The sequence below is a fragment of the Streptomyces sp. SCSIO ZS0520 genome (genome assembly GCF_025643355.1).
Lineage (GTDB): Bacteria > Actinomycetota > Actinomycetes > Streptomycetales > Streptomycetaceae > Streptomyces > Streptomyces physcomitrii.
In genome coordinates this window covers 4,375,209-4,396,697 of the sequence record NZ_CP092644.1, presented here as the reverse complement: position 1 = coordinate 4,396,697, position 21,489 = coordinate 4,375,209, and the positions used below count along the sequence as shown (strand labels likewise).

The following is a 21,489-nucleotide window of genomic DNA, read 5'->3' as shown; positions in this document are numbered from 1 at the left end:
AACTCACTTGGCGCACAAGAGGACACGCACCGCGCACACACCGGCGCACACGCCTCCGCGCCCGCCCCGTAGCTCCCGCCGGAGCGCCACGGGGCGCGGGGACGGCGGCCCGCCGCGCGGATTCCCGCGCCCGGGCGGCCCCGTACCGCTCCGCGTCCCGGACAATGGCGGTGTGCTGGAGATGACACGCGACGCCTTCGAAGAGCTGGTGGCCCAGGCCCTGGACCGGATCCCGCCCGAGCTGACCCGGGTCATGGACAACGTGGCCGTCTTCGTGGAGGACGAACCCGCCGCCGAGGACCCCGAACTCCTCGGCCTCTACGAGGGCACCCCGCTGACCGAGCGCGGCGAGTGGTACGCCGGGGTCCTGCCCGACCGCATCTCCATCTACATGGGCCCGACCCTGCGCTACTGCGCGACCGCCGAGGAGGTCGTGGAGGAGGTCGCCGTGACCGTCGTCCACGAGATCGCCCACCACTTCGGCATCGAGGACGACCGCCTGCACGAACTCGGCTGGGGCTGACCCGCACGCCCGGAGGCGGCGGCGCACACGCCCCGTGCGCCGCCGTGCGCTCCGGCGCACCCCCTTGGCCCCGCATAACCCGGCCCCCGTACGGGCATATCGGATGAATGGTCCGCGCCCCGGCCCTCCTGGAGCGCCTCGCGCGGCGTCTGCGGGACGCCGCTCGCGGCCCCGGCGGCGCACTCCCCGGACGGCTCCGCACCCGCCGCCGCGCCCCCGCCCTGGAACTGCGCCCGCCCGACCGGCGCGAACCCCCCACCTATCTGCGCGCCCTCGGCCTGTGCACCGTCGTCGTCCTCGGCGCCTGGCTCGGGCTGCTCGCGGCGGGCAGCGCCTCGGTGCCGGTCGGCCCGATGGACACCCGGATGGCCCTGCGGCCCTCGCTCAGCGGCGGCACCCGCATCAACGTCTCCCCGCTCGGCGCCCTCGACCTGCGCTCCCACACGGCACCGCTCCGCCTCGACGTCGATGTGGACCGCCTCGACCCGGTGCGCTCCGAGGCCCTGGTCAACCACCCCGAACGGCTCTCCGGACTCCAGGAGGAGGTCTCCCGCGACGTCGAGGACGGCACCCGCGAGCTGGCCGTGCGCTCCGGGGCCGCCGTCGTCCTGGGCGCGGGCGTGCTCGCCCTCGCCGTCTACCGCCGCCCGCGCCCCGCCCTCGCCGCGGGCGGCCTCTCCCTGGTGCTCCTGGCGGGCTCCGGCACCCTCGCCGCCACCACCTGGAACCCCAACTCCGTACTCGAACCGAAGTATTCGGGCCTGCTCTCCTCGGCGCCGAACGTGGTCGGCGACGCGCGCAGCATCGTCAGCGAATTCGACGTCTACCAGAAGGAGTTGGCGCGCCTGGTCACCAATGTCACCAAGCTCTACGACGTCACCTCCACCCTCCCCGCCTACCAGCCCGACCCCACCACCCTGCGCGTCCTGCACGTCTCCGACATCCATCTGAACCCGGCCTCCTGGCACATCGTGGGCTCGCTCGTGAAGCAGTACGACATCGATGTGATCGTCGACTCCGGCGACACCATGGACCACGGCAGCGCGGCGGAGAACGGCTTCCTCGATCCGGTACGCGACCTGGGCGCCCCGTACGTCTGGGTGCGCGGCAACCACGACTCCCGGCTCACCCAGGAGTACCTGCGCCAGATGAAGAACGTCCGGATCCTCGACGAGGGCCGACCGGTGACGGTGGCGGGGCTGCGCTTCGCGGGCATCGGGGACCCGCAGTTCACCCCGGACCGCTCCGCCGGGGGCGAGGGCGACTCCCCCGCGGCCCTCGCCTCGGAGGTCACCGCGGGCAGGCAGCTCGCCGCGGCCCTCGCCCGGCTCGCGGACGACGGCAAGCCCGTCGACATCGCGGTCGCGCACAACCCGGAGGCCGCCCGCCAGACCGACGGCCACGTCCCGCTCGTCCTCGCCGGGCACATCCACCACAACGAGATGGAGGTGCTGCGGGACGGCACCCGGCTGCGCATCGAGGGCTCCACCGGCGGCAGCGGCCTGCGCGCCGTCGAGGGCACCTACCCCGACCCGATCGAGGCCTCGATCCTCTACCTGGACCGCTCCACCAAACGCCTCCAGGCCTGGGACGCCATCAAACTCGGCGGCCTCGGCCTCTCCACCGCCGAGGTCAGCCGCCACCTCCCCAAGGAGAACCAGCCCGGCGCCGGCCTCCTCCCCCCGACCCCGCCCCCCTCTGCCTCCCCTTCCTCCCCGTCTTCCTCTTCCTCCCCTCCGTCTTCTTCCTCCCCGCCCTCGTCCACTCCTCCGGTTCCGCCACCGCCGCCTGCCACGCGCTCGCGCTCGGGCGCGGGCGCGGGCGCGGACTAGGGATCCCGGCGCCGGGCCGGACAGCGGCTGAGCGGTCCCCGGCAGCCGGGCGGCTGAGCGGGCCGAGCGGCGCCTTCGCGTACCCGCTCGGGCCTCCGACAATCGTTTTGGCGATACCTCGCCGCATCCCATATGCTTCTCACGTCCCCGACGCGCCGCCTCACCGCGGCGCCCAGGCGGGCCGATAGCCCTCATCGTCTAGCGGCCTAGGACGCCGCCCTTTCAAGGCGGTAGCACGGGTTCGAATCCCGTTGGGGGCACGCAGTTCGATGTGCGAGACTTGTCCCGCACCTCACACAATGCCTGGTCCTGTGGAGCAGTTTGGAGTGCTCGCCACCCTGTCAAGGTGGAGGCCGCGGGTTCAAATCCCGTCAGGACCGCTGAAGTTCCTGGTGAACTTCGTGGCTGGGTAGCTCAGTTGGTACGAGCGATCGCCTGAAAAGCGATAGGTCGCCGGTTCGATCCCGGCCCCAGCCACTCGCATGAGGACGTCCCGTACGGCATGCCGTACGGGACGTTCTTGTTGCGCGCCCCGGCGAAGACAGCCCCCTGAGAGCAATCGGCCCCACACCCGCAGCCCCCGTTTTCGGTGTCCTCGGTGCCACCGCTCGCGCCCGCACCGGTCTGAGTCAGGCACCGTGGCGACATCTGATACCAACGCGGTATCATTCATGCATGGCGATGACACTCCGACTCCCCGACGACCTCGACGCGAAGCTCACCGCGCGCGCCGAACGCACCGGCCGCAGTAAGCAGACGCTCGCCATCGAAGCGATCCGCGAAGCCGAGGCCCGCGCCGAACTCAATGTGCACGACATCCTGGCCGAGCTGACGGACACCGACGCGGAGATCCTGGACTACCTGAAGTGAGCGAAGTCCGCTACGTCCAGCTCGACGAGATCCTGGCCATCGCGGCCAAGATCAACGGCACCGAACACAGCGTGCGCGACCTCGGCTTGCTCGTCTCGGCCACCGAGCGACCACGCACCAACGTGTTCGGTGCCGTGCTGTACCCCACGCTCCACGAGAAGGCGGCAGCGCTGCTGCATGCCCTCGCCCGCAACCACGCGCTGATCGACGGCAACAAGCGCACCGCCTGGCTCGCCATGCGCTTCTTCCTGCGCATCAACGGCCTGCCCGCCGGACGGCCGGTCCCGTCGGCCGAGGAGGCGGGCCCGTTCGTCGAGGCCGTCGCCCAGGACCATCTCGACGTACCCGTCATCGCCAAGCGACTCGCGGAGTGGTTCCCGGTCCCGTAGCCGCCCCGGGACAAGAACCCACCGCAGCCCCGCCAAGGGCATACGGCCGAAGATGCGATCCACTGCCTTTGGCCTATACCAGACCGAGCTGTGCCAGGCGGGCGAGCGTCTCGCGCAGTGCGCCGGATACCGGGCATGGGCGTCGTGGACGGGCGACGCATGCCATGGCCCAGCTCGTTACCCTCCCCTGGCCGAGTCGTGTGAACGCGTCGGGGACCCGCCCGCGCCGGTGATCGCCCCTGCCTCGGCACTCCAGCGGCGAGGCGACGGCGACCCCCGCGATACGTACCGACCGCCCGGTACTCGCTCTGTCCCGGCCGGGCGGTCGCCCACGTACCCACGCGCACACCGCGCCCGGGGAGCCGAAGCACCCCAGGCGTGTCGCCAGCCCTACTGATAGATCGTGTTCTTCCCGGTGCCGCCCGAGATGAAGTCGTTGCCGCCGCCTCCGTGGATGGTGTCGTTGCCGCTGTTGCCGTAGAGGGTGTCGTCGCCCGCGCGGCCGATGATCATGTCGTGGTCGGCGCCGCCGCGGAGGTCGTCGGGGCCGTCGGTGCCGACCAGGGTGTCGTTGCCCGCGCCGCCCACGGCGCCGTAGTCCGGGGCGCTGAGCAGGTCGGCGCCGTTGCCGCCGTCCTGGGTGCCGCCGGTGAGGGTGTCGTCGCCGTCCTCGCCGAAGATGAAGTTGTTGCCGCCGCCGGTGATCTCGTCATTGCCGGAGCCGCCGTGCAGGGAGTTCTCGCTGCCCGCGTGCATGGAGAGGGTGTCGTCACCGTCGCCCAGCTCGACCCGGATGCGTACCCAGTAGTCGCCGAACTCGGTGAGGGTGCAGACCACCTTGGTCTGGTCGGAGGCGTCGGGGTGCACGCAGTCGGTGCCGGCCTTGATCGGCACCACGTCGTCGATGGTGAACTCCGTGCCCTTGGCCTCGGTGATCACCACCCGGTTCTCCTGCGCGGAGCCCGCGGTGTACGTGATCGCGTGGCCGCCGTCGTCGGCGACCGCGCCGGCCTCGGTCGGCGCGGCGGCACCCGCCGGAGCGGTGCCGAGGGCCAGCCCGGCCGGAGCGGCGATCAGCGCGGCGGCGGCCAGTAAACGCAACGAACGGGCGGAGTGAGCGGAACGGGTCGTACGAGACATGAGTCCCCCAGAGTCCAGAGCGAAGAGCGAAGAGCGAAGAGCGAAGAAGAGAGAGGGCGGAGGAGAAGAGGAGGCAGAGAGAGGAGAGAGAGAAGGAGAGGGGAAAGCGCGGTCCCCCTCGCTCCGTCGCACACCTTGACCCGCCGAACCGCCGAAGGGTTGCGCCCTTCCGGGGTGGAAAACGCCCGGAATCTCCCCGAAAGCCCGTGGACGCCAGGTGTCCAACTCCCCTCAACCCGCCGTTCACCCCGCCCTTCCCGCGCCCGCGCCCGCACCCGCGCCGCCCCTCACCCCGCCGCGTGCTCCCCCTTCGGCAGGGAGGCCGAGGCGCCCGGGTGGCGGTGGCGCCAGAGCCAGAAGACGGTCGTGCCGAGCAGGGCCCAGCCGCCGAGGACGAGGAAGGGCAGGGGGTGCTGGTGGCCCTGGAAGTAGACGGCGGTGTGCTGGGCGTTGACCGAGGCGCCCGGCGGCAGCCAGCGCCCGATGGCGCGGAGGACGGGGGGCAGCAGGGGGCCGGAGACGGCGCCGCCGGAGGAGGGGTTGCCGAGGATGATCATCAGGCCCCAGGTGGGCAGCATCGCCCAGCGGCCGAAGAGGGTGGTGAACATCGTGCTGACCATGCCCGCGGTGAACATGGTGAGCGCGAGGATCGCCCAGGACTCCCCCTCCGGCAGGTCGAGGGCGCCGATCCACCAGTCGACCACCGCCACGATGGCCAGCGCGCCGAGCATCGCGTACGCGGCGGTGAAGACGATCCGGGCCACCGGGCCGAGGTCCTTGCCGTGCACGGACAGCTGGATCGAGCCGACGAAGCCGATGATCACCGAGGCGAGGGTGATGTAGAAGATCGCGAGTCCGCGCGGGTCGCCCTCCTGGAGCGGGTTGAGGTCGCTGACGCGCACCCGGACCCCGGCCTCCTTCGCGACCTTCGGGGCGGCCTCGGCGATCACGTCCGCGACCGAGGCCCCGGAGGCGCTGGAGACGGCGAGCGCGACCTCGCGGCCACCGGGGCGGACGTCCACGATGGCGAAGATGTTCTGCTCCTGCACCTGGTGCCGCGCCTCGGCCGGGCGGTCGTAGGGGTGCAGCCGCAGCGAGGTGCCGAGTTCCTTCTCCAGGCGGTCGACGTAGGACTCGCCGCGCAGCGCCTCGTAGTCGCCGGTGATGCCGATGGGGATGCGGTGCGGGGTGGGTTTCGCCATGGAGTACGTGTACGAGCCCGCGAAGACTCCGGCCGCCGCGGCGAGGATCAGCACGATGACGGTCGCGGGCCAGAAGGGCGTGCCCCGGAACCAGTCCCAGCCCGCGCCGCGCTCCGGGGCGCGGGCGTGCGCCCGGGGCACGGGGTGCGCGGAGGAGCCGCCACCGGCCTCGTCCGGCGCCTCGCCGTCCGGGCCCTCGCTCCCCGGCCCTTCGCCCTCCGGCCCTTCGCTCCTCGGCCCTTCGCTCTCCGGCCCTTCATTCCCCAGGCCTTCGCTCTCCGGGCCTTCGTCCTCCGACTCCCGCCCCTCCGGCATTTCAGACATAAGGTCACGCTAGGACACCGCCCCACGGCTGTCGTGACGGGCGCCGCAGCAAAAGGGTTCGCCACGGATTTCCCCGGGATGAGATCCTGGAGTCCGTATGTCTACGCAGCCCGCCCCCGCCTCCGCCTCGGGCACCGCCCCGCAGGGCCCCCGCCCCAGCCCCCTCGGTCCGCTCGGCGACCGCCTCTCCGGTCTCTCGCTGCGCGACGCGCACCGGCTCGGCCGCAGGCTGGAGGGCGCCCGGCGGATACGCAAACCCGAGGCGCGCACCGCCGTGCTCGGGGAGATCGAGGCCGAGATCGCGTCCGGTGAGGCGCGGCTCGCGGAGCGGGCGGCACGGGTTCCGGCCGTCAGCTATCCCGAGCAGCTTCCGGTCAGCCAGAAGAAGGACGCGATCCTGGCGGCGATCCGGGACCACCAGGTCGTGATCGTCGCGGGTGAGACCGGGTCCGGCAAGACCACCCAGATCCCGAAGATCTGCATGGAGCTGGGGCGCGGGGTGCGCGGCATGATCGGCCACACCCAGCCGCGCCGGCTCGCCGCCCGTACCGTCGCCGAGCGGGTGGCGCAGGAGCTGGACACACCGCTGGGCGAGGCGGTCGGCTGGAAGGTCCGCTTCACCGACCAGGTCGGCGCGGGCACCTTCGTGAAGCTGATGACGGACGGCATCCTGCTCGCCGAGATCCAGACCGACCGCGAACTGCGCGCCTACGACACCCTGATCATCGACGAGGCGCACGAGCGCTCCCTCAACATCGACTTCCTGCTCGGCTATCTCGCCCAACTGCTGCCCAAGCGCCCCGACTTGAAGGTGGTCATCACCTCCGCGACCATCGACCCCGAGCGGTTCTCGCGGCACTTCGGCGACGCCCCGATCGTCGAGGTCAGCGGGCGTACGTATCCGGTGGAGGTCCGCTACCGCCCGCTCCTGGAGGAGGACTCCGAGGAGGCGGACCGGGACCAGATCACCGCGATCGTGGACGCGGTGGACGAGTTGAGCCGGGAGCCGCGCGGCGACATCCTGGTCTTCCTCTCCGGGGAGCGGGAGATCCGCGACACCGCGGACGCGCTGGAGAAGAAGTACCGGCACACCCAGGGCATGCCGGGGGCGACCGAGGTCCTTCCGCTGTACGCGCGGCTCTCGCACGCCGAGCAGCACCGGGTCTTCCAGCCGCACCAGGGCAGACGGATCGTGCTCGCCACCAATGTCGCCGAGACCTCGCTGACGGTGCCGGGCATCAAGTACGTGATCGACCCGGGCACCGCGCGCATCTCGCGCTACAGCCACCGCACCAAGGTGCAGCGGCTGCCGATCGAGGCGGTCAGCCAGGCAAGTGCCAATCAGCGCAAGGGGCGTTGCGGCCGTACCTCGGACGGCATCTGCATCCGGCTCTACTCCGAGGACGACTTCCTCGCGCGGCCCGAGTTCACCGACGCGGAGATCCTGCGCACCAACCTCGCCTCCGTCATCCTGCAGATGACCGCGGCCGGTCTCGGCGACATCGAGAAGTTCCCCTTCATCGACCCGCCGGACCACCGCAACATCCGCGACGGCGTCCAACTCCTCCAGGAACTGGGCGCCTTGGACCCCGAGCAGAAGGACTCACGCAAGCGCCTCACCCAAGTCGGGCGGAAACTCGCCCAGTTGCCGGTGGACCCGCGCCTGGCCCGGATGGTCCTGGAGGCCGACCGCAACGGCTGCGTCCGCGAGGTGATGGTGGTCGCCGCCGCGCTCTCCATCCAGGACCCGCGCGAACGCCCGGTGGAGAAGCAGGCGCAGGCCGACCAGCAGCACGCCCGCTTCAAGGACGAGACCAGCGACTTCCTCGCCTACCTGAACCTGTGGCGGTATCTGCGCGAGCAGCAGAAGGCGCTGTCCTCCTCGGCCTTCCGCCGGATGTGCAAGGGCGAGTACCTGAACTACCTGCGGATCCGCGAGTGGCAGGACATCTACTCCCAACTGCGCACCGTGGCCAAGCAGATGGGCCTGAAGACCGGTGGCTCCGAGGGCGCGGACCAGGCGCCCGACCAGCAGATCCACATCTCGCTGCTCGCCGGTCTGCTCTCGCACATCGGCATGAAGGACGTGAAGACCGGCGGCAGCGGCACCCAGGCCACCGAACGCGAGCGCGGCGGGCGCAACGAGTATCTCGGCGCGCGCGGCGCGAAGTTCGCGGTCTTCCCGGGCTCGGCGCTGTTCAAGAAGCCGCCGCGGTTCGTGATGTCGGCGGAGCTGGTGGAGACCTCGCGGCTGTGGGCGCGGGTCAACGCCCGTATCGAGCCGGAGTGGATCGAGCCGCTCGCGGAGCATCTGCTCAAGCGGACGTACTCCGAACCGCACTGGGAGAAGGACCAGTCCGCGGTGATGGCCTACGAGAAGGTGACGCTGTACGGCGTGCCGATCGTGGCGCAGCGCAAGGTCAACTACGGGCGTATCGACCCGGAGGTGAGCCGCGAGCTCTTCCTGCGGCACGCCCTGGTCGAGGGCGACTGGCGCACCCACCACAAGTTCTTCGCCGCCAACCGCCGACTGCTCACCGAGGTCGAGGAGCTGGAGCACCGGGCCCGGCGCCGCGACATCCTGGTGGACGACGAGACCCTCTTCGACTTCTACGACCAGCGGGTGCCCGAACACGTCGTCTCCGGCGCCCACTTCGACTCCTGGTGGAAGCACAAGGCGAAGGAGGACCCCGAACTCCTCGACTTCGAGCGCTCGATGCTCATCAACGAGCAGGCGCAGGCGGTCACCAAGGCCGACTACCCGGACTCCTGGCGGCAGGGCGGGCTGAAGTTCCGGGTGACGTACCAGTTCGAGCCGGGCGCGGACGCGGACGGGGTGACCGTGCACATCCCGCTCCAGGTGCTCAACCAGGTCTCGGAGGAGGGCTTCGACTGGCAGATCCCGGGCCTGCGCGAGGAGGTCGTCACCGAGCTGATCCGCTCGCTGCCCAAGCCCATCCGGCGGCACTACGTCCCCGCGCCCAACTTCGCCCGGGCCTTCCTGGAGCACGCCGAGCCGCTCCAGGAACCGCTGCCGGTGACCCTCGCCCGCGAGCTGAAGCGGCGGGTCGGGGTGCCGGTCACCGCCGAGGACTTCGACCTGGGGCGGGTGCCCGAGCACCTCAAGATCACTTTCCGGATCGTGGACGAGCGGCGCCGCAAGCTCGCCGAGGACAAGGACCTCCAAGCGCTGAGGCTGCGCCTGAAGCCCAAGGCGCAGAAGGCGATCTCGCAGGCGGCCGCGGCCACCGCGGAGCGCACCGGCGGCGAGTCCGTGGAGCGCAGGGGCCTGACCGACTGGAGCCTCGGCACCCTGAGCCGCGTCTTCGAGACCCGGCGGGCCGGGCAGCCGGTGAAGGCCTACCCCGCCCTGGTGGACGACGGGGACACCGTCTCGGTGCGGCTCTTCGACACCGAGGCCGAGCAGCAGCAGGCGATGTGGCGCGGCACCCGGCGGCTGATCCTGCGCAACATCCCGGTGAACCCGGCCAAGTTCGCCTCCGACAAGCTCAACAACGCCCAGAAGCTGGCTCTTTCGGCCAATCCGCACGGCTCGATCCCGGCGCTCTTCGCGGACTGCGCGCAGGCCGCCGCGGACAAGCTGATCACCGACTTCGGCGGCCCGGCCTGGGACGAGGAGTCCTACCGGAAGCTGTACGAGAAGGTCCGCGCCGAGATCGTCGACGCCACGGTGGCCACCGTCGGCCAGGTCCAGCAGGTCCTCGCCGCCTGGGGGTCCTGCGAACGGCGCCTGAAGTCCGTCCGCAGCCCGGCGCTGCTCGCCAACCTCGCCGACGTACGGGCCCAGTTGGACGCGCTGATCAGGCCGGGCTTCGTCACGGAGGCGGGGGTCGGGCGGCTCGGGCACCTGATGCGCTACCTGGTCGCCGCCGACCGGCGCCTGACGCAGATGCCCGCGAACGCCCAGCGGGACACCGCGCGGATGGAGAAGGTCCACGAACTCCAGGACGAGTACGCCTGGTTGCGCGAGCAGCTGCCGCAGGGGCGGCCGGTGCCGCGGGAGGTCCTCGACATCCGCTGGATGCTGGAGGAGCTGCGGGTCAGCTACTTCGCGCACGCCCTCGGCACGGCCTATCCGGTCTCCGACAAGCGCATCCTCAAGGTGATCGACAAGTACGCCTAGCCCTTGCCCTTCGGGCGGCGGGTGCCGGGGATCTCGCGCGGTCCGCACCCGGACGGACCTGGACGGGCCCCGGACCTACCCGGGGACGGGCCCGGAGGCCACGCACCGCCCCGTGGCGGTACCCGCGGCCACCGCCGGGGTACCGCCGCGGTGTCTCAGCGGACGGTGATCGTGCTGACGACCGTCTCCTCGCTCTTGGGCTGAGGCGGAGACCTCGTCGACGCACTTCCTCGCGCCGGGCGCGGATTCCGCTTCCCCGCCCGGCGCCCCGACGGACCGCCCCCGGCCTGGCCCGATGAGGCTCCGGAGCGCCGCCGGGACCGGGAACGGGAGGCCCCGGGGCCCTGGTCCGCCGCCAGTTCGACCGGCGCCCCTGACCTGGGGTACAGTCTCTTCCGCAGCGAAGGAAAGTTCCGCTGCGAAGCCAGGTCCTGTGGAGCAGTTTGGAGTGCTCGCCACCCTGTCAAGGTGGAGGCCGCGGGTTCAAATCCCGTCAGGACCGCTTTCCCGAAGGCCCCGCAACCCACCCGTGGTTGCGGGGCCTTCGGCATGCCCGGCCGGTACGCGAACGAACCGGGCGCCCCGTTTGGCGCACCCCGCACCCGTACTCCCGCGCCGTCTCCCGGAGCCGGCGGATGTCACAACTGACACCTCCCGCCGGGCAACCTCGGGGACCCCTCGGCCATCTCCCCCTGCGAGAGGGCCCTTTCCTTAGTGCAGGCATCGCCCCGCAACAAGACTTCTGACATGTGACAGGTGTCACTCAATCTCTTTTGGTGGGACCGTTACTTACCCCTCGCCTACAACTGATCAATTTAATATGTGCAATTGCACGTACGAGGGGAGAGTCCGGGGGCCGGCTTCACCCTCCGTACGGGCTCTTGGAGGAACCCCACAGTGGGGCGTACGCGGCACCGCGGGCGCCCCGTACGGGACTTTGCCGCCCGAGGGCTTTTGGCGCGCCCCAGCGCGCGCCCAGGCGCCCCGGCGCGCCGCCTGTACACCGACTCCCCGGACTGGCAGGCCCCGGACCAGGGCATAAAAAGATCGCGCTGGACCCGGCGGAGTCCAGCGCGATCGACGACGCACCCATGTGAAGTTGCGAGGGAACAGGGCCTGTTGGGGCAGGGCCCGCGTCGTTGGAGCTGTCAGCGGACGTTTCGCCGGATGGGGGTCCGGCTGGTACTCAACGTCCGGCTATCTGCGGTTTCTCAGGCCTCGCTGCGCTGCTGCGGAATGCCCGCGAGCAGTGCGCGGACCTCCGCCTCGCGGTAGCGGCGATGCCCGCCGAGCGTGCGGATCGATGTGAGCTTGCCCGCCTTTGCCCAGCGTGTGACCGTCTTAGGGTCGACGCGGAACATGGTGGCAACCTCAGCAGGGGTCAGCAACGGCTCTGCATCAGGGGTGCGAGCGGTCATGAGCGGCCTCCTCGGAGAACCGAACCTTCGGTTCTTTCCTCTAAATTCTGCACCTTGACCCGCGTTGCCCGAAATGGTCGACGCGGGTCGAGTCGGTTATAGGACGAACGGCTTGTCCTCGGCACTACAACTACACCATCTGTCCAGCCGCGTCGGCCAAACCGATGGAATTGCCCCTTCAGGTATCCATCGGCGACGGAAGCCGATGGACCATGCCATAGCGGACAGTTACACCCCAGTAACGATCAGTTACGGCGGCGCTCAGGCGTCGCGGGGACCCCCGATAACGTGCAATGTCGAGCATTCCACCCATAGTTGAGCAGAAGGAGGCCTCACCGGACTCCTTGTCCTATTTTGGCACGAGGAGGGGTGATGGGCGCAAGAGGGCCGTAAGTGCGGTCCGTCACGCTTGGGAGTTTGGCCCCGGATCGGGACCTACGTCCCCGTAACCGCGCGCACCCCGCGAGCAGTTCGCGCTCACACCGCGAGCGTGCCGCGATCAGTTCGCGGACTGCAGCGCCCGTACCGCCCGCCAGCGCTCCACCAGCTTCCGGTACGCCTCGCCCGCGGCCACCCCGTCGCCCTCGCGCAGGGACTTGATGCCCTGCGCCACATCGGCCGCCGAGTGGTCGCCGTCCAGATCGTCCGCGGACAGGGCGTGCGCCAGGCCGCCGTAGTCCAGCTCCACGAGTGAACGCGGATGGAACTCTTCCAGCCATCGGCCCACTTCTACAAGCCCGTCGAGCAGCGGGCCCTCGTCGAGGGTGTCCTTCATCGTCTTGAAACCGCGGGCCACCCGCCGCCGGGCCTGCACCATCGGCGTGCGGTACCGCAGCCGCGCCGGGTGCCCGCCGTCCGCCTTCTCGTACTCCCGCTCCTCGTCGGCGAAGAGCACGAACCAGCTGAGCGGGACCTGCCAGGTGGAGGTGCGGATCCAGGGGCGGGCGTCCGGGTGCTCGGCCAGCCAGGCCTCGTAGTCGGCGGCGGCCTGCTCGCGCACCACCTTCGGCAGCACCGCGTCCAGGACCGGCGCCGGCCACTGGCCGCCCAGCCTGCCGAGCGACTGCCAGCCGCGCAGCCGGGTCCGCCAGGGACAGACGCACAGCACGCCCTCCACCTCGGCCACGAAGGCGTCGTCGCTCTCGTGCACCGGCACCACCACCGGCGGCACCGGCAGCAGATCGGCCAGCGAACGGCGCAGTTCGTCCTGGTGGGAGGGGTGCTCGGGGCGTTTGGCGTACCGCTCCCAGTGCCCGCGCTCCGGCTCGGGGAAGGCGGCCAGCGGCTCGTAGACGCGCAGATACGCGGCGTACGGCACGATCACCGAGGGCACCTTGGGCACAGCGACTCCTCACCCGTCCACAGCCCGGAGACCCGGGAAAACACTGCAAATCGTGCCATGCTCCCGCGCCGTCAGAAGGTGATCGGTCCGACTGTGCGCACACACTGCCCCGCAGGCCCTAATCTCATGCCCATCGGCCCGCAAGGCCGTCCGCACGAAGCCGCTGACCGGGCAGCCCGCCACAAGCGGCACCCAGGACGCGGAGCACCCATTCCACCGCCGCTTCTTACCCAGGAGTCACCACAGTGACCGACGTAACCGGCGCTCCTGCCGAGGTTCTGCACACCCTGTTCCACTCGGACCAGGGCGGCCATGAGCAAGTCGTGCTCTGCCAGGACCGCGCCAGTGGCCTCAAGGCCGTCATCGCCATCCACAACTCCGCGCTCGGCCCCGCCCTCGGAGGCACCCGCTTCTACCCGTACGCGAGCGAGCAGGAGGCCGTCGCCGACGCGCTGAACCTCTCCCGCGGGATGTCCTACAAGAACGCGATGGCCGGAATCGGCCACGGCGGCGGCAAGGCCGTCATCATCGGCGACCCGGACTACCTCAAGAGCGACGAACTGCTGCGCGCCTACGGCCGGTTCGTGGCCTCGCTCGGCGGGCGCTACATCACCGCCTGCGATGTCGGCACCTATGTCGCCGACATGGACGTGGTGGCCCGCGAGTGCCAGTGGACCACGGGGCGTTCGCCCGAGAACGGCGGCGCCGGCGACTCCTCGGTGCTCACCGCCTTCGGCGTGTACCAGGGCATGCGGGCAAGCGCCCAGCACCTGTGGGACAGCCCGGCCCTTCGCGGTCGCAAGGTCGGTATCGCCGGGGTCGGCAAGGTCGGGCGCCACCTGGTGGGCCACCTCCTGGAGGAGGGCGCCGAGGTCGTGATCACCGATGTGCGCGCCGAGTCGGTGCGGCAGATCACCGAGCAGCACCCGGAGGTCCGGGTCGCGGCCCACACCAGCGAGCTGATCCGCACCGAGGGCCTGGACATCTACGCCCCGTGCGCGCTCGGCGGCGCCCTCAACGACGAGAGCGTGCCCGCCCTGACCGCCTCGGTGGTCTGCGGCGCGGCCAACAACCAGCTCGCCCACCCCGGCGTCGAGAAGGACCTCGCCGACCGCGGCATCCTCTACGCCCCCGACTACGTGGTGAACGCGGGCGGGGTGATCCAGGTCGCCGACGAGCTGCACGGCTTCGACTTCGAGCGCTGCAAGGCCAAGGCCTCGGAGATCTACGACACCACCCTGACGATATTCGCGCGCGCGAACGACGACGGGATCCCCCCGGCCGCGGCGGCGGACCGGATCGCGGAGGGACTGATGGCCCAGGCCCGCCGCGCCTGAGCGCCGTACCACCGGCCGCGGCCGGTCGGCGGCCGGGCGACCCCCGGCCCCGCCCGTGCGGGATCTGGCCGGAAAGTGCTTGACCAGCAGGACCAGAGCGCTCGGCGGGGGTGAGAGACAAGACTCACCCCCGTCGGCGGGTCGGCCGCCCCGAAGAGGTTAATATGGCGGCTGACCAGCGAGGACAGGGCTCCTCGCGGGTTCTGCTGACAGGCGCGTCCTGCGGGCGGCGTACCGTATGGCCGCAACAGCAGGTACCGTGGAAGCCCTACGGACCGGACTCTCCACGGAGGGCCCGTTCCCGAACATGAACGCGTGTCAAGACTCTGGGGCCGTCGAGCCCCGATATCGAGGGGGTCGAGCCATGGGGCGCGGCCGGGCCAAGGCCAAGCAGACAAAGGTCGCCCGCCAGCTGAAGTACAACAGCGGCGGGACTGACCTGTCGCGTCTGGCCAATGAGCTGGGCGCTTCGACTTCGAGTCAGCCTCCGAACGGCGAGCCGTTCGAGGACGACGAGGAGGAAGACGACCCGTACGCCCAGTACGCGGATCGCTACAACGGCGACGACGACGATGCGGAGGACTCGGACGAGTCCGGCCCCTCGTCGCGCCGCCGCGGCGCTTGACCACGCGACACCGGTGGTTTCGTAGCTTCGGCTACCGCTCTCGCGACAATCACATGTCACCCGGTCCGGGGCTTCAGCACCGGACCGGGTTTCGTGCTGCCGCCCGCGGCCTGCGTCAGGCGGCGTAGTCGCCATGGAGTGCCGCACCGGTGGAGTGCTCGCCGCGGGCGGTGATCTCACCGGCGACCCAGGCCTCGACCCCGCGGTCGGCGAGGGTGGTCAGGGCGGCGTCCGCCGAGTCGCCGGGGACGATCGCGATCATGCCGACGCCCATGTTGAGCGTCTTCTCCAGTTCGAGCCGCTCGACCCGGCCCTCCCTGCCGACCAGGTCGAAGACCGGGGCCGGCGTCCAGGTCCCGCGGTCGAGGGTGGCGTGCAGCCCGTCCGGGATCACCCGGGCGAGGTTGGCCGCGAGGCCGCCGCCGGTGATGTGCGAGAAGGCGTGCACCTCGGTGGTCCGCATCAGGGCGAGGCAGTCGAGCGAGTAGATCTTGGTGGGTTCGAGCAGTTCCTCGCCGAGGCTGCGGCCGAACTCCGCGATCTCCTGGTCGAGCCGGAGCTTCGCGCGCTCGAAGACCACGTGCCGCACCAGCGAGTAGCCGTTGGAGTGCAGCCCGGAGGAGGCCATCGCGATCACCGCGTCGCCCTCCTGGATGCGGTCGGCGCCGAGCACCCGGTCCGCCTCGACCACGCCCGTACCGGCACCGGCCACATCGAAGTCGTCGGGCCCGAGCAGGCCCGGGTGCTCCGCGGTCTCGCCGCCGATCAGCGCGCACCCGGCGAGCACACAGCCCTCGGCGATGCCCTTGACGATCGCGGCGACCCGCTCCGGGTGGACCTTGCCGACGCAGATGTAGTCCGTCATGAACAGCGGTTCCGCGCCGCAGACCACGATGTCGTCCATGACCATGGCGACCAGGTCGTGGCCGATGCTGTCGTAGACGCCCAGCTGCCGGGCCAGGTCGACCTTGGTGCCGACGCCGTCGGTGGCCGAGGCGAGCAGCGGGCGCTCGTACCGCTTGAGGGCGGAGGCGTCGAAGAGTCCGGCGAAGCCGCCGATGCCGCCGAGGACCTCGGGGCGGCGGGTCTTCTTCACCCACTCCTTCATCAGCTCGACGGCGCGGTCGCCCGCTTCGATGTCGACACCTGCGGCGGCGTACGAGGCGCCGGCGGGCGCGCCGGAGGAATCAGACATAAGTGACACGTCTCCTTGGGAGGCGAGAGGGAGTTACGGGCGACGGAGCGCTTCGGCCGCGGCCGTGGAGGCCGGTCCTGCGGCCAGCTCGGTCTCCAGGAGCTGCTTGCCGAGCAGCTCGGGGTCGGGCAGGTCCATCGGGTACTCGCCGTCGAAGCAGGCGCGGCAGAGGTTCGGCTTGGCGATGGTGGTCGCCTCGATCATGCCGTCGATGGAGATGTACGAGAGGGAGTCGGCGCCCATCGACTTGCCGATCTCCTCGACCGTCATGCCGTTGGCGATCAGCTCGGCGCGGGTGGCGAAGTCGATGCCGAAGAAGCAGGGCCACTTCACCGGCGGCGAGGAGATCCGGATGTGCACCTCGGCGGCGCCCGCCTCGCGGAGCATGCGCACCAGGGCGCGCTGGGTGTTGCCGCGCACGATGGAGTCGTCGACGACGACCAGGCGCTTGCCCGCGATGACTTCCTTCAGCGGGTTCAGCTTGAGGCGGATGCCCAGCTGGCGGATGGTCTGCGAGGGCTGGATGAAGGTGCGGCCGACGTAGGCGTTCTTCACCAGACCGGCGCCGAAGGGGATCCCGGAGGCCTCGGCGTACCCGATGGCGGCGGGGGTGCCGGACTCCGGGGTGGCTATCACCAGGTCGGCCTCGACCGGGGCTTCCTTGGCGAGCTTGCGGCCCATCTCCACACGGGAGAGGTAGACGTTGCGGCCCGCGATGTCGGTGTCGGGGCGGGCCAGGTAGACGTACTCGAAGACGCAGCCCTTGGGGCGGGCCTCGGCGAAGCGGCTGCTGCGGAAGCCGTTCTCGTCGACGGCGACGAACTCGCCCGGCTCTATCTCGCGGACGAAGGTCGCCCCGCAGATGTCGAGGGCGGCGCTCTCCGAGGCGACCACCCAGCCGCGTTCGAGGCGGCCGAGGACCAGCGGGCGGATGCCCTGCGGGTCACGGGCCGCGTACAGGGTGTGCTCGTCCATGAAGACCAGCGAGAAGGCGCCCTTGACCTCGGGCAGCACCGTCATCGCGGCCTCTTCGAGGCTGAGCGGCTTGCCGTCCTCGTCCTTCTGCCCGGCGAGCAGCGCGGTGACGAGGTCGGTGTCGTTGGTCGCGGCGACCTTGGCGTTGCGGCTGCCGTTCTCCCGGGGGAGTTCGGCGACCAGCTCGGCGAGCTGGGCCGTGTTGACCAGGTTGCCGTTGTGCCCGAGGGCGACGGAGCCCTCCGCGGTGGCACGGAAGGTGGGCTGCGCGTTCTCCCAGACCGAGGCACCGGTCGTGGAGTAGCGGGCATGGCCCACGGCGATGTGGCCCTGGAGGGAGCCGAGAGAGGTTTCGTCGAAGACCTGGGAGACCAGGCCCATGTCCTTGAAGACGAGGATCTGGGAGCCGTTGCTCACCGCGATTCCCGCGGATTCCTGACCTCGATGCTGGAGGGCGTAGAGCCCGAAGTACGTGAGCTTTGCGACCTCTTCGCCCGGGGCCCAGACTCCGAAGACGCCACAAGCGTCCTGGGGGCCTTTCTCGCCGGGGAGCAGATCGTGATTGAGTCGACCGTCACCACGTGGCACGCCACCGAGTGTAGGCGAGATCGACCACTGGTCCGAATTGGGGTGGGGGGACTCCTGGTCCCCGGGACCCGCACTCCCAGGGACCGGCGGTACCGGGAAAGCCCAGCGCAGGGCGGCAATGAGACGCGGATGTCCGATTACCGGATGCCCGTTGACAGCCAAAGGTGTCTTCGGTCACGCTTCCGGCCATGCAGCTGCCCAGCGGCCCCGGCGCCGTTCTCGTGGAGCGCCGCCACGTCGACCTGGTCCGGGTGGCGAGCGCGATCTGTCGCCGCATCCGCTGAGCGCAGCCTCGGGCCCGCTCCCGCTGTCTCGAATTCGCCCCTCGGCGCCGACAGCTCCCGGACCCTGACGGGCCGCCTGCCCGCAGAGGCCGTACCCAGCCGCACGGGCCTCCGCCCGGGGTTCGCCACCACCGCCACAGGCGCCCCTCCTCACCCTCTGTCACCACCTCTCCCACCGCGCCGGTCCCACCCGCGCGGGCCCGGCCGTGCTCATGCCACCGCCGCCGCCCGCGCCGGCCCCGTGCGCGCCCTACCCGGAGCCTTCCTGTGCCCTCTTCCTCCCGTACGCCTTCGTCCCGTACGCCCGCCTCCGCCGCCTCCACTGCTTCCGCCGGGGAGACCGAGGACGGCTCGCGCCGCTCCCTCTCCCGGCGGGCCTTCCACACCGCCGTCGGCGCCGGAACCGCGGCCGCCGCCGTGGGCCTGCCCGCGAGCGCCGCCACCGCCGACTCGGCCGGGGCCGCCGCCGAGCACCGCGAGCGCCCCTTCCGGGCCGCCCCCGGCCGCCACTCCCGGCGCCCGAACATCCTCTTCATCCTCGGCGACGACCTCGGCTGGGCCGACCTGTCCAGCTACGGCGCCCCGCACATCAGGACCCCGAACCTGGACCGCCTGGCCCGCCAGGGCGTCCGCTTCACCGACGCCTACTCCGGCTCCGCCACCTGCTCCCCCACCCGCTTCAGCCTCTACACCGGCCGCTATCCGGGCCGTACGAAGGGCGGTCTCGCCGAGCCGATCGCGGACCGCACGGTCGGTCTGGAGCCCACCCACCCCACGCTGGCCTCGCTGCTGCGGGACGCCGGCTACGCCACCGCCCTGATCGGCAAGTGGCACTGCGGCTACCTCCCCGACTACTCCCCCACCAAGTCCGGCTACGACGAGTTCTTCGGCAATCTCGGCGGCGCCCTGGAGTACTACTCCAAGCTCGGACTGCTCGGCGAGTACGACCTCTACGAGGGCGACGCCGAGTACAAGGACCTGCGCTACTACACCCGGGTACTGACCGAGCGGGCGAGCGAGTACGTCTCCCGCGAGCACGAGCGGCCCTGGCTGCTGAACCTCAACTTCACCACCCCGCACTGGCCTTGGATCGCCGAGGGTGACGAGGAGGAGAGCGCCGAGATCACCCGCCGGATACGCGCGGGGGTCAAGGGCGCGCTCAACCACCGGGACGGCGGCTCGGTCGAGAAGTACCGCGAGATGGTCGAGGACCTGGACCGCTCCGTCGGCAAGGTGCTCGCCGCCCTGCGCCGCTCCGGCCAGGAGGAGAACACCCTGGTCTTCTTCGGCAGCGACAACGGCGGCGAGCGCTTCTCCTACAACTGGCCGCTGACGGGCGGCAAGTTCGGCCTCCAGGAGGGCGGCATCCGGGTCCCGTCCCTCGTCCGCTGGCCCGCCCGCCTCGACGGCGGCCAGGTCAGCGAGGAGCCGGTCTTCACCCCCGACTGGACCGCCACCCTCCTCGAACTCGGCGGCGCCCGCCCGCACCCCGCGTACCCCCTGGACGGCAGCAGCCTCGCCGGATACCTGCTGCGCGGCGAGGAGTTGGCGGAGCGCGAACTCTTCTGGCGGGTCCGCGGCGAACGCGCCCTGCGCCGCGGCAAGTGGAAGTACTACCGGGGCCAGGACGGCAAGGACCACCTGTACGACCTCCACGCGGACGCCCGCGAACAGGCCGACCGAGCCGCGGCGGAACCGGAGTTGGTGAAGGAGCTGCGGCAGGCCTGGGAGCGCATCGACAAGAGGCTGCTGCCGTACCCGGACGCCAAGAAGAGCTGATTACCCGTCAACTCACGCCTACGGCCCGCCCCTTGAGCTTCCGGGGGCGGGCCGCGAGCGTACGGAGCTGGATGGCGCGCTGCTAGAGCACGCCCTCCTTCAGGGCGGTGATCAGCTCGGTCACCGGGCCACGGGGGAGCAGGAGGGCCGGGCCGTGCGGGGACTTGCTGTCGCGGACGGCGACCATCTCCGGGTCGACGAGGCCGAACTCGACGCAGTCCGACTGGGCGCCGGAGGCCGACGACTTCCACCAGGTGACGGGCAGGGTGGCGGCATCCATCCGGCCGAACTCGACGCAGTCGCCCTGCGCGCCAGAAGCAGAGGACTTCCACCAGGTCACGGACAGGGTGGCGGCGTCTTCAACGTGGCTCATGAGTGCTTCCCTTCACCGAGACAACAGCACTAGCTCAGGGTGCCGTCCTTGAGCCCCGCGACAAGGCCCCTCACAGCGCTCCGACCGAAAAGCAGCGCAGGACCGCGCGAAGCTTTGCTGTCACGGACGGCGACGATCTCACCGTTCACAACGCCGAACTCCACGCAGTCACCCTGTGCGGCGGAGGCAGAGGACTTCCACCACGTGACGGCCAGGGCAGCAGCGTCTTCAACGTGACTCATGGGTGCAACTTCCTTATCTCTGAGATCAGTTCGACCGACTTCTCGACGGACAGCGCCGAAGCTTGGAGTCTCTCGAAGGCATTCCGGTAGACGCCGACATGGTCGGGTTCCTCGACGTAGAGGAGAGAGGTGAGGCTCTCCACATGCACCACGTCCAGGTCGGCGTGCTCCTCGAAGCCGAGCACAGAATACGAACCTGTCTGCCCCGCGTGCGGCGATGCATCGGCAGGCAGCACTTGGATGGTGATGTTCGGGCGACGCCCCAACGACAGGAGTCGGCCGAGCTGTTCGGTCATCACGCCCTCGCCCACACACTGCGTGCGCAGGACGGTCTCCGAAATGATCGCCCACAGGTTGAGCGGATCGTCACGCGTCAGTACCGCTTGCCGGGCCAGGCGAATCTCGACCAATGCGTCCACCTTGGCCTCGATCGCCTCCGACATCGCCGTGGCGGTGACGATCTCGCGCGCGTACTCACCGGTCTGCAACAGGCCCGGGATGACGCCCATCTGCCAGGTACGCAGCGTCGTCGCCTCAGCCTCCAGGCTGATCCAGTCCTCGTAGACCGACGACAGAATCCCCCGATACGACTGCCACCACCCCCGCCGCGCGCCTTCCCGCGTGAGGGAGAGCAGAGCCCGGCGCAGCTCCTTGTCCTTGATCCCGTAGAGATCGAGGAGGAGTTCGACGTCCTTGGCCTTGGCGGCGGTTCGGGCCGTTTCAATGCGTGAGAGTTTCGCGGGGTTGATCGCGCCGGCCGACTTGGCGGCCACCTCGTCGAGGGTGCTGCTTCCCCGCAGGCCGCGCAGCTTCACCCCGAGGCGGCGCCTGCGCACGGTGGGTGCGCTCACGTACTTCCCTCCCCGTAGTGATCCAGTAGCCGACAGTCTGCCGCGCTCGTGCACCG

At 70.6% G+C, this 21,489-nt stretch carries 18 protein-coding genes and 4 tRNA genes; 13 read left to right on the top strand and 9 right to left on the bottom strand.

Annotated features, from left to right (window positions below; translation table 11 throughout):
• The first annotated feature begins 172 nt into the window (after positions 1-172).
• From MID12_RS17230 to MID12_RS17200, 7 genes are all read left to right on the top strand, one after another.
• Positions 173-523 (top strand): metallopeptidase family protein, encoded by a 351-nt coding sequence (locus tag MID12_RS17230; RefSeq protein WP_040251785.1) that lies wholly within the window; start codon positions 173-175, stop codon positions 521-523.
• 107 nt (positions 524-630) lie between these two features.
• Positions 631-2,355, top strand: a complete 1,725-nt coding sequence (locus MID12_RS17225; RefSeq protein WP_263168385.1) for a metallophosphoesterase — start codon at positions 631-633, stop codon at positions 2,353-2,355.
• A gap of 187 nt (positions 2,356-2,542) precedes the next feature.
• Positions 2,543-2,615: transfer RNA gene (locus MID12_RS17220), tRNA-Glu, on the top strand.
• A gap of 45 nt (positions 2,616-2,660) precedes the next feature.
• A tRNA-Asp gene (locus MID12_RS17215) sits at positions 2,661-2,735 on the top strand.
• Between the two features lie 23 nt (positions 2,736-2,758).
• Positions 2,759-2,832 (top strand) — tRNA-Phe (locus MID12_RS17210).
• A 198-nt stretch (positions 2,833-3,030) separates the two neighbouring features.
• Positions 3,031-3,225, top strand: coding sequence for a ribbon-helix-helix protein, CopG family (locus MID12_RS17205; RefSeq protein ID WP_168536686.1), 195 nt, complete (start codon positions 3,031-3,033; stop codon positions 3,223-3,225).
• On the top strand, positions 3,222-3,614 hold the full coding sequence (locus MID12_RS17200; RefSeq protein ID WP_263168382.1) for a type II toxin-antitoxin system death-on-curing family toxin: 393 nt from the start codon (positions 3,222-3,224) through the stop codon (positions 3,612-3,614). Before MID12_RS17205 ends, MID12_RS17200 begins: the two co-directional genes overlap by 4 nt.
• 390 nt (positions 3,615-4,004) lie before the next feature.
• Here MID12_RS17200 and MID12_RS17195 read toward each other — a convergent pair whose 3' ends face one another.
• Both MID12_RS17195 and MID12_RS17190 read right to left on the bottom strand, forming a co-directional pair.
• Positions 4,005-4,754: a calcium-binding protein gene (locus tag MID12_RS17195; protein ID WP_263168380.1), complete on the bottom strand. Its 750-nt coding sequence runs from the start codon at positions 4,752-4,754 to the stop codon at positions 4,005-4,007.
• A gap of 287 nt (positions 4,755-5,041) precedes the next feature.
• Complete coding sequence (locus tag MID12_RS17190; RefSeq protein WP_263168379.1) at positions 5,042-6,280, bottom strand: ABC transporter permease; 1,239 nt, start codon at positions 6,278-6,280, stop codon at positions 5,042-5,044.
• A gap of 97 nt (positions 6,281-6,377) precedes the next feature.
• Here MID12_RS17190 and hrpA point away from each other — a divergent pair, with 97 nt between their 5' ends.
• Together hrpA and MID12_RS17180 are read left to right on the top strand one after the other, a co-directional pair.
• Positions 6,378-10,424: an ATP-dependent RNA helicase HrpA gene (gene hrpA, locus MID12_RS17185; RefSeq protein WP_263168377.1), complete on the top strand. Its 4,047-nt coding sequence runs from the start codon at positions 6,378-6,380 to the stop codon at positions 10,422-10,424.
• A gap of 427 nt (positions 10,425-10,851) precedes the next feature.
• A tRNA-Asp gene (locus MID12_RS17180) sits at positions 10,852-10,926 on the top strand.
• A gap of 709 nt (positions 10,927-11,635) precedes the next feature.
• On the opposite strand, the gene bldC is transcribed toward MID12_RS17180, so the two are convergent.
• Together bldC and MID12_RS17170 are read right to left on the bottom strand one after the other, a co-directional pair.
• Entirely contained in the window at positions 11,636-11,842 is a 207-nt protein-coding gene (gene bldC, locus MID12_RS17175) for a developmental transcriptional regulator BldC (protein ID WP_003949541.1), read from the bottom strand.
• 499 nt (positions 11,843-12,341) lie between these two features.
• Positions 12,342-13,184, bottom strand: coding sequence for a hypothetical protein (locus MID12_RS17170; protein WP_040251777.1), 843 nt, complete (start codon positions 13,182-13,184; stop codon positions 12,342-12,344).
• 245 nt (positions 13,185-13,429) lie between these two features.
• Here MID12_RS17170 and MID12_RS17165 point away from each other — a divergent pair, with 245 nt between their 5' ends.
• Together MID12_RS17165 and MID12_RS17160 are read left to right on the top strand one after the other, a co-directional pair.
• Positions 13,430-14,521 carry a Leu/Phe/Val dehydrogenase gene (locus MID12_RS17165; protein WP_040251774.1) on the top strand — a complete coding sequence of 364 codons (1,092 nt, stop codon included), beginning with the start codon at positions 13,430-13,432 and terminating at the stop codon, positions 14,519-14,521.
• Positions 14,522-14,885: 364 nt separating this feature from the next.
• Positions 14,886-15,146, top strand: coding sequence for a DUF3073 domain-containing protein (locus tag MID12_RS17160; protein ID WP_040251772.1), 261 nt, complete (start codon positions 14,886-14,888; stop codon positions 15,144-15,146).
• 115 nt (positions 15,147-15,261) lie between these two features.
• On the opposite strand, the gene purM is transcribed toward MID12_RS17160, so the two are convergent.
• Both purM and purF read right to left on the bottom strand, forming a co-directional pair.
• Positions 15,262-16,341 carry a phosphoribosylformylglycinamidine cyclo-ligase gene (gene purM / locus MID12_RS17155; RefSeq protein ID WP_040251771.1) on the bottom strand — a complete coding sequence of 360 codons (1,080 nt, stop codon included), beginning with the start codon at positions 16,339-16,341 and terminating at the stop codon, positions 15,262-15,264.
• A gap of 33 nt (positions 16,342-16,374) precedes the next feature.
• On the bottom strand, positions 16,375-17,904 hold the full coding sequence (purF, locus tag MID12_RS17150; protein ID WP_040251769.1) for an amidophosphoribosyltransferase: 1,530 nt from the start codon (positions 17,902-17,904) through the stop codon (positions 16,375-16,377).
• Positions 17,905-18,092: 188 nt separating this feature from the next.
• Between purF and MID12_RS32290 the strand changes: the two genes are divergently transcribed.
• Positions 18,093-18,188, top strand: a complete 96-nt coding sequence (locus MID12_RS32290; protein WP_312885419.1) for a putative leader peptide — start codon at positions 18,093-18,095, stop codon at positions 18,186-18,188.
• Positions 18,189-18,455: 267 nt separating this feature from the next.
• Positions 18,456-19,967 carry a sulfatase gene (locus MID12_RS17145; RefSeq protein ID WP_263168332.1) on the top strand — a complete coding sequence of 504 codons (1,512 nt, stop codon included), beginning with the start codon at positions 18,456-18,458 and terminating at the stop codon, positions 19,965-19,967.
• 82 nt (positions 19,968-20,049) lie between these two features.
• Here MID12_RS17145 and MID12_RS17140 read toward each other — a convergent pair whose 3' ends face one another.
• Genes MID12_RS17140 through MID12_RS17130 form a run of 3 tightly spaced genes read right to left on the bottom strand, consistent with a single transcriptional unit; the run spans position 20,050 to position 21,433 of the window.
• Positions 20,050-20,340 (bottom strand): DUF397 domain-containing protein, encoded by a 291-nt coding sequence (locus MID12_RS17140; protein WP_263168330.1) that lies wholly within the window; start codon positions 20,338-20,340, stop codon positions 20,050-20,052.
• A gap of 29 nt (positions 20,341-20,369) precedes the next feature.
• On the bottom strand, positions 20,370-20,582 hold the full coding sequence (locus MID12_RS17135; protein ID WP_263168328.1) for a DUF397 domain-containing protein: 213 nt from the start codon (positions 20,580-20,582) through the stop codon (positions 20,370-20,372).
• Positions 20,579-21,433 (bottom strand): DUF5753 domain-containing protein, encoded by an 855-nt coding sequence (locus MID12_RS17130; protein ID WP_263168326.1) that lies wholly within the window; start codon positions 21,431-21,433, stop codon positions 20,579-20,581. The genes MID12_RS17135 and MID12_RS17130 overlap by 4 nt, the downstream gene beginning before the upstream one ends.
• Between the last annotated feature and the right edge of the window lie 56 nt (positions 21,434-21,489).